This window comes from Streptomyces hygroscopicus subsp. hygroscopicus (assembly GCF_030269125.1).
GTDB classification, from domain to species: Bacteria; Actinomycetota; Actinomycetes; order Streptomycetales; family Streptomycetaceae; genus Streptomyces; species Streptomyces hygroscopicus_C.
In genome coordinates this window covers 193,984-209,494 of record NZ_BSSM01000015.1, presented here as the reverse complement: position 1 = coordinate 209,494, position 15,511 = coordinate 193,984, and the positions used below count along the sequence as shown (strand labels likewise).

Genomic DNA, 15,511 nt, shown 5'->3' with positions numbered 1-15,511 from the left:
CGGGTGCAGGCCGTAGCCGTCCAGCGAGCCGTCCTCCAGCGGCGAGGCGTCGTAGCCCACCTTCTGCAGGGCCCGCTTGGTGAACTCGTCCGTGTTCACGATGATCTCGGCGCCCCGCGGCAGATCGTCGACGTTGGCCTTCAGCGCGGCCGGGTTCATCGCGACGAGGACGTTCGGCGCGTCGCCCGGCGTGAGGATGTCGTGGTCGGCGAAGTGGAGCTGGAACGAGGAGACGCCGGGCAGGGTGCCGGCGGGTGCGCGGATCTCGGCGGGGAAGTTCGGCAGGGTGGAGAGGTCGTTGCCGAAGGAAGCGGTCTCCGAGGTGAAACGGTCACCGGTGAGCTGCATGCCGTCACCCGAGTCCCCCGCGAACCGGATGATCACCCGGTCCAGGCGGCGCACATCCTTCGTGCCGCCCGGTTTGCGCTGCTCCCCGACGACGGATCCGTCGGTCTGCTCCGTTGGGCTGCTGACCTGGCTGGTCACTGAACTGGACCTCCTTCGAGGCGGCTGTCCGGGGCGTGGTCGTCCCACGGACCATCCCAGGATCAACCCTACGTCGGTTAGGGTCGCCTTCCCGAGGTCATCCGCAGATTGGGATGATGTTTCGAGACGACGGGTCGCGCTGACATGTCAGGGCTTCCTTCCCCGGTTCCACCCTCCGCTCTCCTGCCGGGTACCCCCTCTTTCCCACGGAAGCCGGATCCTCTGACACGACCCTGACGCCAGGACCCCCGACCCGGTGCCGGCGACGCCCGTCAGGAGTTCAGGTAGGTGAGCACCGCGAGCACCCGCCGGTGGTCCCCTTGGCTCGGCGCCAGCCCGAGCTTGAGGAAGATGTTGCTGACGTGCTTCTCGACCGCTCCGTCGCTGATGACCAGCTCCCGGGCGATCGCCGAGTTCGTGCGCCCCTCCGCCATCAGCGCCAGCACCTCGCGCTCGCGCGGGGTGAGCTTGGCCAGCACGTCCTGCTTGCGGCTGCGGCCCAGCAACTGCGTGACCACCTCCGGGTCGAGCGCCGTACCGCCCTCGGCGACCCGCACCACCGCGTCCACGAACTCCCGGACGTCCGCCACCCGGTCCTTGAGCAGATAGCCCACGCCCCGGGTGGAACCCGCCAGCAGTTCGGTCGCGTACCGCTCCTCCACGTACTGCGACAGCACCAGCACCCCGAGACCGGGATGCGTCCTGCGCAGGGACACGGCCGCCCGCACCCCCTCGTCGGTGTGCGTCGGCGGCATCCGCACGTCCGCCACCACCACATCCGGCAGCGCGCCCTCGCCGGCCAGGTCGGCGATGGTCTTCATCAGCCCCTCCGCGTCCCCGACCCCGGCCACCACCTCGTGTCCCCGGTCGGTCAGCAGCCGGGTCAAGCCCTCCCGGAGCAGCACCGAGTCCTCGGCGATGACCACCCGCACCCTGTCCTCCACGATCCTTCGCCCCCGTCCTGCCCGGTCCCACGGCGACGTCCGCCGGGGACGCGCCTTCGTACGAGGACCAAGCATTCCAGGAATCGGCACACAGCGTGCCACGCCCTGTGGATAACTGGTCGAGCGCCGGTGTATCCGCTGGTCAAAAGCTAGTTGGCCGTCAGGCGGCCGTTGGCCGGGACGCCGATCCTCCGCCGGTGGGGCTCTGGCCTGCCACTGCTCGGCCGCTGCTCGCGGCGCTGGTCAACCGCGCCAGGGCAGCTCCGCTATCACCCGGGTCGGCCCGCCCGCCGGGGAGTCCACCAGGAGGATGCCGTCCACCGCGTCCAGGCGGCCCCTGAGTCCCGCGAGGCCCGAGCCGGCGGCGGCGTCCGCGCCGCCCACGCCGTCGTCGGTCACCTGGAGCATCAGCCGGTCCTCCGAGCGCCACACATCGACCGTGGCGGAGCGCGCCCCGCTGTGCTTGGCGACGTTCTGCAACAGCTCGCAGACCGTGAAGTAGGCGATGCCCTCGATGGCCGGCGCGGGACGGGACGGCAGATCGACCTCCACCCGGACCGGCACCGTGCACCGGGACGCCACCGCCGACAGGGCCGCGTCCAGGCCCCGGTCGGTCAGCACGGCCGGATGGATCCCCCGGGCGAGGTCGCGCAGCTCCTGGAGTGCCGTCTTCACCTCACCGTGGGCCTCCTCCACCATGCGCGCCGCCGCCTGCGGGTCCTCCCGCATCTTCTCCTTCGCCAGCCCCAGGTCCATCGCGAGACCGACCAGCCGGGCCTGGGCGCCGTCGTGCAGGTCGCGCTCGATGCGGCGCAGGTCGGCGGCGGCCGTGTCCACCACGACGCCCCGGTCCGACTCCAGCTCCACCACCCGCTCCGACAGCAGCGACGGGCCGAGCAGCCCCCGCACCAGCAGCCCGTCCACCGTCGTCAGAGCACGCACCAGCCAGGGCATGGCCAGCGTGAACAGCAGCCCGACCAGCGTGGTCACGGTGATCTCGAAGGGGTTGTCGAGATAGATGCGGTGGTGATCGTCGCCGTACAGCTGGACACCGCCCTGGCCCACGTACGCCGGGAAGACCCAGAACCACAGCGGGTAGGTCAGCAGGCCCCAGCCCAGAGTCCAGAGGGTCACCGTGACCGTGAAGGTGAACACCGCCCAGGGGAACTGCACCAGCGTGTACAGCAGGCTCCGCCAGGAGGCGCCGCTCTTGAGGACCGCGCCCATCCAGGCCAGGGCGCCGGGCTTGCGCACCCGCAGCGGCTCCGGACCGGGCACGTCCAGGTCCAGCAGCGCCCGCGCCCGCGCCCGCTCCAGCGCGCCGAAGCCCCGGCAGCCGGCCAGGGCAGCGGCGAGGACGGGCACCCCGAGGAAGGTCACCAGCAGGCCCGCGCCCAGCGACACCATCGTCACCGTCCACGTGAACAGCACCACCGAGACCGGCAGGCTCAGCAGGACGTGACCCAGCTCCCGCCAGGCACGGGCCTCGAACGGCGCCCGCAGCGCGAGGGGGATCCGGGGACGGCGGCCGCGTCCGGGGATTCCAGGGGTCCCGGCGGGACGGCCGAGGTGCGGGCCGTATGCGTACCGGCCTTCGTCGCCGGGCTCGTACCCCCGGCCGTACCCGCCGTGTCCGTACTCCGTGGCCATCGATGTCGTCCCGTCTCCTCGTCCCAGCGGCGGTTTCAGCCGTACCTCAAGAGTCGTGCGCCGCGCCGTTCCGGACCATGGAGTCCGTCGGCGTCCTCGACCGGGGGTTTTCCCCACCCCCACCCGGTCCCAGGGGGCCGAAGGACGTCCGCGGAGCGCCCCTCGCCGCTACTTCTCCCGGTCCCGCCACGGCAGTTCGGCCGTGACCACCGTCGGGCCGCCGGCCGGGGACTCGACCGCGAACAGGCCGTCCACCGCGCCGAGCCGCTCCGCCAGGCCCCGCATTCCGCTGCCGCCGTCGAGACCAGCGCCGCCCCGGCCGTCGTCGTGGACCTGGATCAGCAGCCGGTCCCCGGCGCGCCACACGTCGACCGAGGCGGACCGGGCCGCGCTGTGCTTGCTGACGTTCTGCAGCAGCTCGGAGACGGTGAAGTAGGCGATGCCCTCGATGGCCGGCGCCGGACGGTCCGCGAGGTCCACGGTCACCTTGACCGGTACCGTGCAGCGGGAGGCGACCGAGGACAGGGCGGCGTCCAGGCCCCGGTCCGTGAGGACGGCGGGATGGATGCCGCGGGCCAGGTCGCGCAGCTCCTGGAGGGCCAGCTTCACCTCGCCGTGCGCCTCCGCCACCATCGCCGCGGCGGTGTCCGGGTCCTCGAGCAGCTTCTCCTTGGCCAGGCCCAGCCCCATGGCCAGGTTGACCAGCCGGGCTTGGGCGCCGTCGTGCAGGTCGCGCTCGATGCGGCGCAGGTCGGCGGCGGCCGTGTCCACCACGACGCCGCGGTCCGACTCCAGCTCCGCTATGCGGCGTTCCAGCTCGTCGGACGGGGACAGCAGGCCGCGCACCATCGCCCGGTCCACGCCGGCCAGGCCCCGGGCGACGTACGGCAGCACGGGCCACAGCACGAACAGCGAGATCAGCACGGTGCAGAAGGTGAGGATGCCCCAGGGAAGCCGGATCGCGTCGTACAGCAGCGTGCGCCAGCCCACCGGGTCCTTCAGCGCCATCCACGCCCGCTGGAACATGCTCCCGCCGCGGGCGAGGGGCAGCGGCGACGGCTCCTCCACCCGGACCCCGAGCAGCGCCCGCGCCCGCGCCCGCTCCAGCTTCCCCAGCTGCCGGGAACCCAGCAGCGACAGAGCGAGCAGGGGCAGGCCGACCACGGTGAGGGTGAGGGCGCCGCCGACGGACAGCACGGTGATCGCGTAGACGAAGCCGAACACCGCCATCGGCAGGTTCAGCAGGAGGTGCGCGATCTCCTTCCAGGTGTGCACCGGGTAGGCCGGCCTCGGGGGCGGGAAGCGGTCGGTGTCGTCGGGCCGGCCGGATATGCCGGGGCGGTCGGGGCCGTCGTACCGGTCGGGGCCGTCGTACCGGTCGGCGGCGGAGCTGGGAGCGGTCATACCGGACAGCCTGCCGAATGCGGCACCCTCCGCGCCATGCGGTACGCCGCCCTCCGCCCACGGGGGAAAACCCCACCCCAGGCCACGTCAGAGGCCCTCCGCACGGGGCCGTGCGCGCCGGCCCCGGGGAAGCGAGGCGCCGTACCCGCCGCCGTACCCGTGCCGCCCCGGCGTCTCCCGGCGTGACTGCCTGCTTACCGTCTCTTTATCAGGGCCTAGACTCCCGTGCGTACAGGTCACGAGGTCAGGGAGCGAGGGACGGACGGTGCGGGAGACGCTGGGGGACTCGACCATCGCCGCGACGCACGTCGTCACCGCGGCCGGATACTTCCGGTCCTACTCGGCCGTGGGGCTGCTCGCCGTCGTCGGCGTGCTGTTCGTCGCGGTCGCGTTCGGCGCCGGCCGCCTGCTGCGCCCCGTAGTGCCCACCCCTGAGAAACTCCTGACCTACGAGTGCGGCGTCGACCCCGTCGGCGAGGGCTGGGCCCACACCCAGGTCCGCTACTACGTCTACGCCTTCCTGTACGTGATCTTCGCGGTCGACTCGGTCTTCCTGTTCCCCTGGGCGACGGTCTTCGCCGCCCGCGGCTACGGTGCGACGACCCTCGTGGAGATGTTCACCTTCCTCGGCTTCCTCGCCGTGGGCCTGCTGTACGCATACAAGAAGGGCGTCCTGGCATGGACGTGACCCCGGACCCCGTTCACCTCCCGGAGCCCAAGCGGCTGGGGGCGCTGGCCCGGCTGGCCCCCGAGCCCATGAAGGTGGTCCTCAACTGGGGCCGCCGCTACTCGCTCTGGGTCTTCAACTTCGGCCTCGCCTGCTGCGCGATCGAGTTCATCGCCGCGTCGATGGCCCGGCACGACTTCATCCGGCTCGGAGTCATCCCCTTCGCGCCGGGGCCCCGCCAGGCCGACCTGATGGTGGTCTCGGGCACGGTCACGGACAAGATGGCCCCCGCCGTCAAGCGACTGTACGAACAGATGCCCGAGCCGAAGTACGTCATCTCCTTCGGAGCCTGCTCCAACTGCGGCGGCCCGTACTGGGACTCGTACTCCGTCACCAAGGGTGTCGACCAGATCATTCCCGTGGACGTGTACGTGCCCGGCTGCCCGCCGCGTCCCGAGGCGCTGCTCCAGGGCATCCTCAAGCTCCAGGAGAAGATCGCCGCCGAGTCGCTGGGGGAGCGGTACGGCCACGGGGCCGGCCGGCCGTCCGCGGCCGCGCTGCAGAGCGGCCTGGTACGGCCGGCCGCCCCGGCCGGCGAGGAGGGCGCGCGATGAGCACGGCCGGCTGGCTGCCCGCCCCCGCGGAGGAACTGTTCGGCGCGGAGGCGGTCGCCGAGGAGTCGTACGAGGTCCTCACGGTGGACGTTCCGCCGTCCGCCTGGCTCACCGCGCTGGAGACGGCCCGTACGACGCTGACCTGCACGTACTTCGACTGGCTCAGCGCGGTCGACGAACCGGGCACCGGCTTCCGCGTGTCCGCCCACGTCGTGGCCCTGAACCCGGTCCGCCGCCTCCTCCTGCGCACGACCGTGCCGCACTCGGTGCCCGTGCTGCCGTCCGCCGTCGGGGTGTACGCCGGGGCGGCCTGGCACGAACGCGAGACGCACGAGATGTTCGGCGTGACCTTCGAGGGCCACCCGGGGCTCGAACACCTTCTCCTCCCCGAGAACTTCGAGGGCCACCCCCTGCGCAAGGACTTCGTCCTCGCCGCCCGCGTCGCCAAGGCGTGGCCCGGCGCGAAGGAACCGGGCGAGTCCGAGCACGGCGGCCCCAAGCGCCGCCAGATGCTGCCGCCGGGCGTTCCCGACCCCAACGAGTGGGGGCCCCTGAAGGGTCAGCTCCCCGCCGCCCCGGCCCGCGCCGCCGGTGACCGCCCGGTACGACGCACCCGCACAGCGGCGGAGGGCTCGGCGGGCCGGCCGGCCGCGACGGAGGACGCCGCCCCGGCTCGCCCCCGGCGGACGCGGAGCGCGAGCGAGGGCTCGGCGAGCCAGGCGGCGGAGAGTGCCGCCGCCGGTGCTCCGGCCCGGCCGCGGCGGACACGGAGCGCGAGCGAGGGTTCGGCGAGTCAGGTGGCGGGGGAGCGTGGGGAACCGGCGGCCGAGGAGGGTGCGGCTGGTGCCGGGGCGGGCCCCGCTGCCGGTGCTCCGGCCCGGCCGCGGCGCTCACGGAGCGCGAGCGAGGGCTCGGTGAGCCAGGCGGCCGGGGGTGATGCCGCGCAGGCCCCGGTGGAGGGTCCCGCGGCCGAGGCTCCGACGGCGCACGAGCCGGCCCCGGCGCCGGCCCGTCCCCGTCGCGCCCGCAGCGCCTCGGAGGGCTCGGCCTCGCAGCGCGCCCCGAAGCCCCCGGCGACCGAGACGGGGGAGGAGCCCTCGGGTGCCGGCGGCGCCGAGCGCCCCGCCCGCCGTACGACGCCGCGCGGCTCGGACGCCCCGTGGCACCACGCCCGCCCCGCGTTCGACGAGCCCGCCGAGCCGGAGACGCGCGAGGTGGCCGAGCGAGGTGCCGTGGAACCGCACGGGGCCGCCGGGCGGCAGACCGTCTCCGAGGCGCCTGAGCAGGGTGCCTCGCCGTCCGCCGGGCAGCCGCGTACGGGCCCCGGGCAGCGCCGGTCGCCGGAGCCCGCCCGGGAGCCGGAGCCCGCAGATCCGGGTGAGGCGGCCGAGGCGCGGCCCGCGTCCGAGCCGCTGTCCGCCCCCGGGGCGTCGGAGCGGCGGGGAGCGTCGGACCGGCCCGGGGCGCCGGAGGCCGACCCGGCGTCGGAACCCATGGGTCCCCGCGATGCGGCCGAGGCGCGGCCCGCGCGCGAGCCGTCGGAATCGCCCGAGGCGCAGCCGGCGTCGGAGCGGTCCGAGGGCCCGCGGCCTGTCGAGCCCGCCGAGCCGGGACCTGTCGGGCCCTCCGAGCCGCGGCCTGGCGAGCCTGCCGAGCCGGGGCCCGCGCCCGAACCGTCGCGGTCGGCCGGGTCGTCGCGATCGCCCGAGCCCTCGGAGTCCCCCGAGCCCTCGGAGTCCCCCGAGCCCTCGGAGTCCCCCGAGCAATCGGAGTCCCCCGAGCCCTCGGAGTCCCCCGAGCCGTCCCGGCCGGCCGGGTCCGAGCCCGCCACCGGCCAACCGCCGACCGCCCCCGACCACCACCCCGAAGTCCCCCCGACCAATCCCCCAGGAGGCCCGCAGTGAACGGCGCACTCGACGTCGCCCTGCGGCTCGTGGCCGTGTTCGTCGTGTTCCTCGCCTTCCCGCTGATCGTGGGGCAGACCGAGCACAAGGTGATGGCCCATATGCAGGGGCGGCTCGGGCCGATGTACGCGGGCGGGTTCCACGGGTGGGCCCAGTTGGTCGCGGACGGGGTGAAGTTCGCGCAGAAGGAGGACGTGGTGCCGGCGGAGGCCGACCGCCGGGTCTTCCAGATCGCGCCGGCCGTGGCCCTGCTGCCGTACCTGCTCGTCCTGCTCGTCATCCCGATCGGCCCGGGTGAGGGCGCCGTCGGACAGGCCCTGGACGCGGGCGTGTTCTTCGCGCTCGCGGTGATGGGCGTCGGCGTGCTCGGCTCGCTCATGGCCGGGTGGGCGAGCGCCAACAAGTTCTCCCTGCTCGGCGGCCTGCGCACCGCCGCCCAGCTGCTGGCCTACGAACTGCCGATGCTGCTCGCCGCGGCCTCCGTCGCGATGGCCGCCGGCACCGTCTCCCTGCCGGGCATCCTGCACGCCTTCCACTGGTGGTGGCTGCCCTGGCAGCTCATCGGCGCGGTCGTCTTCTTCGTCGCCGGACTCGCGGAACTGCAACGCCCGCCGTTCGACATGCCCGTCGCCGACTCGGAGATCATCTTCGGCGCGTACACCGAGTACACCGGACTGCGCTTCGCCCTGTTCCTGCTCGCCGAGTACGCCGGCATCGTCGTCCTGTGCGGCCTGACCACCGTGCTCTTCCTGGGCGGCTGGCACGGCCCCTGGGGCGCCGACGGGCTCGGCTGGGTCTGGACGCTGCTGAAGGCCGCGATCCTCGCCTTCGTCGTCATCTGGCTCCGCGTCACCTATCCGCGGATGCGCGAGGACCAGCTCCAGAAGCTGTCCTGGACCCTCCTCGTCCCCCTCTCCCTCGTCCAGATCGCCCTCACCGGCATCGTCAAGGTGGTGATCTCCTGATGGCTGCGTCGCTCCCGCCCACCCGGCCCCGCATCCCCGGCTCCGGCCTCGCCAAGGGCCTGGCCGTCACCCTGCGCACGATGACGAGGAAGCACGGCACCGAGCAGTACCCGGACACCCTGCCCGAACTCCCGCCCCGCACCCGGGGGGTGATCGGCCTGTTCGAGGAGAACTGCACGGTCTGCATGCTGTGCGCCCGCGAGTGCCCCGACTGGTGCATCTACATCGACTCCCACAAGGAGACGGTCCCGCCCGCCGCCCCCGGCGGCCGCGAGCGCAGCCGCAACGTCCTCGACCGGTTCGCCATCGACTTCTCCCTGTGCATGTACTGCGGTATCTGCATCGAGGTCTGTCCCTTCGACGCGCTGTTCTGGTCCCCGGAGTTCGAGTACGCCGAGACCGACATCCACGAGCTCACCCACGAGCGCGACAAGCTCCGCGAGTGGATGTGGACCGTCCCGGCCCCGCCCGCGCTCGACCCGGGCGCGGAGGAGCCGAAGGAGATCGCCGCCGCCCGCAAGACCGCCGAGAAACTGGCCGCCGCGGCCCAGGCCGAAGCAGCCCAGGCCGAGGCCGCGCGGGCCGACGGCGCACCGGCAGGCCCCGAGGAGGGCGACGCATGACCCCCGCCCCCGCGCCGAGTCTCGCCGCGGCCCCGCACGGCTTCCTCTCGCCGACCGGTGTCGAGATCGCCTTCCTCCTCGTCGGCCTGGTCACCTTCGGCGCCGCGCTGATCACCGTCACCACCCGGCAGCTCGTGCACGCCGCGCTGTGGCTGGTCGTCGCGCTCGGTGGCCTCGCCGTGGAGTACCTGCTGCTCACGGCCGAGTTCATCGCCTGGGTGCAGGTCCTGATCTACGTCGGTTCCGTCGTCGTGCTCCTCCTGTTCGGGCTGATGCTCACCAGGGCCCCCATCGGCCGCTCCCCGGACGCCGACTCCGGCAACCGCTGGGCCGCGCTGGCCGTCGCGGTCGCCGCCGCCGTCGCCCTGGTGTGGGTGGTCGCCGACGCCTTCCGTACGACCTGGATCGACCTGACCGGACCGGCCGCGGGCAGCACCCGCGTCACCGGCGCGAGCCTGTTCCGGTACTGGGTGCTGCCCTTCGAGGCCCTGTCCGTACTGCTCCTCGCGGCCCTGGTCGGCGCGATCGTCCTGTCCCGCAAGGCCAAGGCCGGCACCGGGACGGAAGCGGACGGCACGGAAGCGGACGGCACGCCCCCGGCCGTCCCCTCCGCCCGGAAGGACGGCGCCCGCTGATGCACCTCGTCTACCCCGCCGTACTCTCGGCCCTCCTCTTCAGCACCGGCCTGTACGGCGTCCTCGCCCGTCGCAACGCGATCCTGGTCCTGATGTCGGTCGAGCTGATGCTCAACGCCGTCAACCTCAACCTGGTCGCCTTCGACGTCTGGCTCGCCCGCGCCGCCCGCGACACCCTGCACTCGGGCCAGGCACTGACCCTGTTCACCATCGCCGTCGCGGCCGCCGAGATCGGCATCGGCCTGGCGATCGTGCTCGCCGTGTACCGCAACCGCGGCACCTCCGACATCGACAAGCTCCGCGACACCGCCGAAGGCCCCGACGGCGCGGAACCGGGTGCCGTCGCGGCACAGAAGACCGAGGCCACCGCGTGACCACGACCACCCTCGCCGTACTCGTCCCCCTCCTGCCGTTCCTCGGCGCCGCGGCCGGGCTGCTGCTCGGCCGCACCGCGCCCGGGTTCGTGCGCCCGCTCGCCGTGCTGCCGCCGCTGGCCTCGCTGGTACTGGCCGCGCTGGTCGCCGTACACCAGGGCGGCGGACCGGTCCTGGACGCCCACACGGAGCTGACGCCCACCGGTTCGGTGCCCGTCGAACTCGCCCTGCACATCGACGGCTTCGCCGCGCTCGTCGCGGTCCTCGTCGCGTTCGTCGCCACCTGCGTGCAGATCTACTCCACGGGCTATCTGCGCGACGACCCGCGCTACCCCTCGTACGCCGCGCTCGTCTCCCTGTTCACCTCCGCGATGCTGCTCGTCGTCTACTCCGGCGACCTGATCGTGCTGCTGGTCGGCTGGGAGGTCATGGGCATCTGCTCCTACTTCCTGGTCGGCCACTACTGGGAGACCCCCGAGGCCCGCGCCGCCTCCCTCAAGGCGTTCCTGGTCACCAAGCTCGGCGACGTGCCGTTCCTGATCGGCCTGTTCGCGCTCGCCACCGACGCCGGCTCCTTCCGCGTCACCCGCGTCCTCGGCACCGTCGCGAGCGGCGGCCTGCACCACCCGACCCTCGTCGCGCTGCTGCTCCTCGCCGGCGTGGCCGGCAAGTCGGCGCAGTTCCCGCTGCACACCTGGCTCCCGGACGCCATGGCGGGCCCGACGCCGGTCTCGGCGCTGATCCACGCCGCCACGATGGTCGCCGCCGGTGTCTACTTCGTCGCCCGTCTCCTCCCGGTGTTCGAGGCGTCCCGGGCCGCGATGCTCGTGCTGGCCGTGATGGCCGCCGTCACCATGACCGGCTCCGGTCTCGCCGCGCTCGCCCAGGACGACATCAAGCGCGTCCTCGCCTACTCGACCGTCGGCCAGCTCGGTTACATGACCGGCGCCCTCGCCGTCGGAGACCGCGGTGCCGCCGTCTTCCACCTCCTCGCCCACGGCGCCTTCAAGGCGCTGCTGTTCCTCGCCGCCGGCGTGGTCATCCACGCCGCCGGCACCAACTCGCTGGCCGCCATGTCCCGCATGCGCGGCCTGCGCGAGCGCGTCCCGGACGCCTACTGGACGATGACCGTGGCCCTGCTCGCGCTCGCCGCGGTCCCGCCGTTCAGCGGCTTCTTCTCCAAGGAGTCCGTGCTCGGCGCCGCCGAACACGCGGCCCACGGGGACACCGCGCACGTGCCCGGCGCGGCGGGCCGGCTCGTCCTCGTCGCCGGCCTGGTCACCGCCGTACTCACCGCCGCCTACGCCACCCGGCTGTGGCTGCTGGCCTTCCGCGGCCGGGGCGCCGAGGTCCCCGACCACGGCCGCCAGCCGCTGACCATGACCGTGGTCCTGTGGGTCCTCGCGGTGCCCTCCCTGGCGTTCGGCGGGCTCGCCTACCGCGCGCTGCCCGGCTGGTTCGACGGCAACTCCCTGACCCCGACCCCGCTCACCTCCATCCTCGGCACGGGTCTCGCCGTGGTCGGCGTCCTCCTCACCTACGGCGTCTGGCAGCGCACCACCCGACGCCTCGTCAGCCCCCCGCTCGGCGCGGTCGCCGCCCACCCCGAGGCCGACGCCGCACTGGTCGAGGCCGAGGCCATCGCCACCCACACCCCGGCCTACGGCGACATCGCCTACGCCCCCGACCCGGCGGACCCCGGACGGGCGCTGCTCGGCCCGCTGCACCGGCACGCGGCCGTCGGCTTCCACCTCGACGCCGTCTACGCGGCGCTGTTCGTCCGCCCGGTACGGGCGGGAGCGAGCCTCGTCCGCTTCCTCGACCGGGAGGTCGTGGACACCTACGTCGGCGCCGCCGGCGCGCTGCCCCGGTTGCTGGGGGCCGCCGTACGCCGCGCCCAGACCGGCAATGTGCAGACCTATGTGAGCGCGCTGCTCGCCGGCACCGTCGTCCTGGCGGTCGCCGTCGTCCTCGTCGCCACGGGAGCGTGAGCAGGCGTGATCGATATCAACGAGTCCGTGATGCGGTTCCTTCTGGCATTCGTCGTCGTCGGCCCGCTCCTCGGCGCCGTCGCCGTCCTCCTCCCGGCCCCGCCCGGGTTGAAGGGGAAGTCCCCCGAGCAGTCCGTGCTGCGGCACGGCGTCACCGTGACCGGCGTGATCCTCGCCGCCGCGATCCTGCTCGCGCTCGGCTTCGACCACCACCATCCGTCGAGGATGCAGGCCACGACGGACATCAGCTGGATCCCCGCGCTCGACGTGCGGATCCACCTCGGCATCGACGGCATCTCCCTCCCCCTCGTCGTGCTGACCGCGCTGCTGACCTTCCTGTGCGCGCTGTACTCCTACTTCAAGCCGCCCACGGGCCCGTCCCCGAAGGCGTTCGTCGCCCTGCTGCTCCTGCTGGAGACCGGCACGCTCGCGACCTTCGCGGTGCTCGATCTCCTGCTGTTCTTCCTCGCCTTCGAGACCGTGCTGATCCCGATGTACTTCCTCATCGCCCGCTGGGGCGGCGAGGGGCGGACCCGGGCCGCGTGGAAGTTCATCCTGTTCACGCTGCTCGGCTCCGTCGTCATGCTGCTCGGCCTGCTCCTGATCGGAATCAAGGCGGGCACGTTCGACATGGTGGCACTCGCCACTGACAACGGCCGGTCCCTGACCGCCTCCGTGCAGGTCGTCGCCGTTCTCGCGATCGGACTCGGGCTCGCCGTCAAGACCCCGATGTGGCCGCTGCACAGCTGGCTGCCCGACGCCCACACCGCCGCCCCGACCACCGGCTCGGTGCTGCTCGCCGGCGTCCTGCTGAAGATGGGCACGTACGGGTTCGTACGGATCCTGCTGCCGGTCGCGCCGCACGGTTTCCGCACCTTCGCGCCGTACCTCGCCGCGTTCGCCGTCGTCGGGATCATCTACGGGTCCCTGGCCTGTCTGGCACTCGCCAAACAGGGCGCGAAGGGCGATCTGAAGCGGCTGATCGCCTACTCCTCCGTCGGCCACATGGGCTTCGTCCTCCTCGGCATCGCCACCATGACCCCGACCGGCGTGAACGGCGCCCTGTTCGCCAACATCGCCCACGGCCTCATCACCGGCCTGCTGTTCTTCCTGGTCGGCGCCCTGAAGGACCGCACCGGCAGCACCGACCTCGACACGCTCTCCCTCCCGTCGTCCGACCACCGCCCCTCGACCGGCGGCTCCGCCGCGCCGATTCGATCCGCGACCGGACTCGCCCTGTACGGCAAGGCCCCCCGCCTCGGCGGACTGCTCGCCTTCGGCGCCGTGGCCTCCCTCGGGCTGCCGGGACTCGCCGGGTTCTGGGGCGAGATGCTTTCCCTGTTCGGCGCGTTCGAGCCCGCCGCCGGCCTCAGTCGCCCCGCCTTCCTCACCTTCATGGCGATCGGCGCCTTCGGCACCCTGCTGACGGCCGCGTACATGTTGATCGTGGTCCGCCGGGTCTGCATGGGCGGCGCCGAGCGCGAGGTCCCGAAGCTCGCCGACGTCCAGGGCTACGAGTTCGCCGCCTGGAGCCCGCTCGTCGCCCTGACCGTCGTCGCCGGGCTGTGGCCGCGGACCCTGCTCGGCCTGACCGACCCGGCCGTGCACCAGCTGCTCGCAGGAGGCACCCGATGAGCGTCCAGCCCCTCGCGCAGTCCGCCGGGTCGCTGGCCCACCCCCTCGGACAGCCCCTCGCCGCCTCGCTCGTCCAGTCCGTCGACTGGCTCGCCGTCGCCCCGCCCCTGATCGCCGCCGTCGTGGCGCTCGGAGTGCTCGTCGCCGACCTCTTCCTGCCCGAGGCCCGCAAGGCCGTCCTCGGCTGGATCTCCGTCGCCGGACTCGTCGCCGCCGCGCTGATGCTGCTGCCCCTCCTGGACGGCGACCGCGCCACCTTCTGCCTGAACGGCACCCCGCGCGCGTGCAGCTACACGGCCGATCACTTCACCCTCGTCATCCAGTTCCTGGTCCTCGGCGGAGCACTGCTCGCGGCCCTGCTGTCGATCACCACCCTGGACGACGACCGGCGGCGCGTGCCGCCGGGGGAGTTCTGGTTCCTGCTGCTGTCCGCCACGGCCGGCGCCGCCCTGCTGCCCGCCTCCCGCGACCTGGCCACCCTGATCGTGGCCCTGGAGGTCGCCTCCCTGCCCGCGTTCGCCCTCGTCGGCATCCGGTACGGCGACCGACGGTCCTCCGAGGCCGCCCTGAAGTTCTTCCTGTCCTCGGTCACCGCCACCGCGGTCAGCCTGATGGGCGTCAGCTTCGTCTACGCCTCGACCGGAACCCTCTACCTCACCCAGGTGGCCCAACGTCTTCCGGACACGGCCGGCCAACTGCACACCCTCGCCCAGGCGGGCGTCGTCCTCACCCTGATCGGCTTCGCCTTCAAGACGGCCGCCGTGCCCTTCCACTTCTGGGTGCCCGACACCTACGTGGGCGCGCCGCTACCCGTCGCCGCCTACTTGTCGGTCGTCGGCAAGGCGGTCGGTTTCTCCGGCCTGATCCTCGTCACCGTCGTGGCCTTCCCGTCCTACGCCGACGTCTGGGGCCCCGCGCTCGCCGTCCTGGCCGCGCTCACCATGACCGTCGGCAACGTCGGCGCGCTGCGCCAGCAGGCCACGCGCGCCCACAGCGCCGTACGACTGCTCGCCTGGTCCTCCGTCGGCCAGGCCGGCTATCTCCTCGTACCGATCGCGGCGGCCGGGTACGCCGAGAACGCGCGGAAGGCGATCGGCTCGACCGTCGCGTACGCCCTGATGTACGCCGTCGTGAACCTGGGCGCGTTCGCGGTGGCCGCGGTCGTGGGCCGCGGCCGCGCCCGGAACCGGATCTCCGACTACCGGGGCCTGTACGCCACCAACCCGGTGACCGCCCTCCTCCTGGCCTTCTTCCTGCTCTGCCTGGCCGGGCTGCCGCCGGGGATCATCGGCCTGTTCGCCAAGGTCACCGTGTTCTCGGCGGCCGTCGACGCGGGCCTCGGCTGGCTCGCGGTCGTGATGGCCGTCAACGTGGTGATCGCCCTCTTCTACTACCTCCAGTGGACGGCCCTGCTGTTCCGCGCCCCCGAGGGCGAGGCCGCCCGGCACCGGGTCCCGGCCCCGCTCACGGCCGCGATCGCGCTCGCCGGGCTGGCCGGTGTGGCCCTGTCGGGGGCGCCCCAACTGGTGCTGCGGTTCGCGGCCACCGGGCTCTTCTGAGGGACGGGGACCATCGGGCTCCTCGTCGTCGGCGGCGCGCACCTGGCTCATCCGAGGCGG

General features: G+C 73.2%; 14 protein-coding genes. 10 read left to right on the top strand and 4 right to left on the bottom strand.

Translation table 11 applies throughout. The features are described from left to right. The 4 genes from QSK45_RS29355 to QSK45_RS29340 form a co-directional block, all read right to left on the bottom strand. Positions 1-486, bottom strand: a 486-nt coding sequence (locus tag QSK45_RS29355) for a 2-oxoacid:ferredoxin oxidoreductase subunit gamma family protein (RefSeq protein ID WP_285561896.1), incomplete at its 3' end; no start/stop codon positions are given. Between the two features lie 272 nt (positions 487-758). Next, on the bottom strand, positions 759-1,418 hold the full coding sequence (locus tag QSK45_RS29350) for a response regulator transcription factor (RefSeq protein ID WP_285561909.1): 660 nt from the start codon (positions 1,416-1,418) through the stop codon (positions 759-761). Between the two features lie 255 nt (positions 1,419-1,673). Continuing rightward, entirely contained in the window at positions 1,674-3,080 is a 1,407-nt protein-coding gene (locus QSK45_RS29345; RefSeq protein WP_285561895.1) for a sensor histidine kinase, read from the bottom strand. A gap of 168 nt (positions 3,081-3,248) precedes the next feature. Continuing rightward, on the bottom strand, positions 3,249-4,484 hold the full coding sequence (locus QSK45_RS29340; protein WP_285561894.1) for a sensor histidine kinase: 1,236 nt from the start codon (positions 4,482-4,484) through the stop codon (positions 3,249-3,251). Between the two features lie 265 nt (positions 4,485-4,749). Between QSK45_RS29340 and QSK45_RS29335 the strand changes: the two genes are divergently transcribed. The 10 genes from QSK45_RS29335 to QSK45_RS29290 are packed head-to-tail and all read left to right on the top strand — an operon-like array spanning position 4,750 to position 15,451. Further along, the gene (locus QSK45_RS29335) at positions 4,750-5,172 is read left to right on the top strand and encodes an NADH-quinone oxidoreductase subunit A (RefSeq protein ID WP_285561893.1); all 423 of its coding nucleotides are present in this window, start codon (positions 4,750-4,752) and stop codon (positions 5,170-5,172) included. Then, the gene (locus tag QSK45_RS29330) at positions 5,163-5,765 is read left to right on the top strand and encodes an NADH-quinone oxidoreductase subunit B (RefSeq protein ID WP_285561892.1); all 603 of its coding nucleotides are present in this window, start codon (positions 5,163-5,165) and stop codon (positions 5,763-5,765) included. The genes QSK45_RS29335 and QSK45_RS29330 overlap by 10 nt, the downstream gene beginning before the upstream one ends. Next, the gene (locus tag QSK45_RS29325) at positions 5,762-7,669 is read left to right on the top strand and encodes an NADH-quinone oxidoreductase subunit C (protein WP_285561891.1); all 1,908 of its coding nucleotides are present in this window, start codon (positions 5,762-5,764) and stop codon (positions 7,667-7,669) included. Before QSK45_RS29330 ends, QSK45_RS29325 begins: the two co-directional genes overlap by 4 nt. Continuing rightward, complete coding sequence (locus QSK45_RS29320; RefSeq protein ID WP_285561890.1) at positions 7,666-8,634, top strand: complex I subunit 1/NuoH family protein; 969 nt, start codon at positions 7,666-7,668, stop codon at positions 8,632-8,634. Before QSK45_RS29325 ends, QSK45_RS29320 begins: the two co-directional genes overlap by 4 nt. Continuing rightward, positions 8,634-9,257, top strand: a complete 624-nt coding sequence (locus tag QSK45_RS29315; protein ID WP_285561889.1) for a NuoI/complex I 23 kDa subunit family protein — start codon at positions 8,634-8,636, stop codon at positions 9,255-9,257. Before QSK45_RS29320 ends, QSK45_RS29315 begins: the two co-directional genes overlap by 1 nt. Continuing rightward, on the top strand, positions 9,254-9,892 hold the full coding sequence (locus QSK45_RS29310) for an NADH-quinone oxidoreductase subunit J family protein (RefSeq protein WP_285561888.1): 639 nt from the start codon (positions 9,254-9,256) through the stop codon (positions 9,890-9,892). Before QSK45_RS29315 ends, QSK45_RS29310 begins: the two co-directional genes overlap by 4 nt. Further along, a complete protein-coding gene (gene nuoK, locus QSK45_RS29305; RefSeq protein WP_285561887.1) occupies positions 9,892-10,266 on the top strand; it encodes an NADH-quinone oxidoreductase subunit NuoK in 375 nt (124 codons plus the stop codon). The genes QSK45_RS29310 and nuoK overlap by 1 nt, the downstream gene beginning before the upstream one ends. Then, positions 10,263-12,257 carry an NADH-quinone oxidoreductase subunit 5 family protein gene (locus QSK45_RS29300; RefSeq protein WP_285561886.1) on the top strand — a complete coding sequence of 665 codons (1,995 nt, stop codon included), beginning with the start codon at positions 10,263-10,265 and terminating at the stop codon, positions 12,255-12,257. Before nuoK ends, QSK45_RS29300 begins: the two co-directional genes overlap by 4 nt. A gap of 6 nt (positions 12,258-12,263) precedes the next feature. Then, positions 12,264-13,892: an NADH-quinone oxidoreductase subunit M gene (locus QSK45_RS29295; RefSeq protein ID WP_285561885.1), complete on the top strand. Its 1,629-nt coding sequence runs from the start codon at positions 12,264-12,266 to the stop codon at positions 13,890-13,892. Further along, on the top strand, positions 13,889-15,451 hold the full coding sequence (locus QSK45_RS29290) for an NADH-quinone oxidoreductase subunit N (protein WP_285561884.1): 1,563 nt from the start codon (positions 13,889-13,891) through the stop codon (positions 15,449-15,451). Before QSK45_RS29295 ends, QSK45_RS29290 begins: the two co-directional genes overlap by 4 nt. The last annotated feature ends 60 nt before the right edge of the window (positions 15,452-15,511 follow it).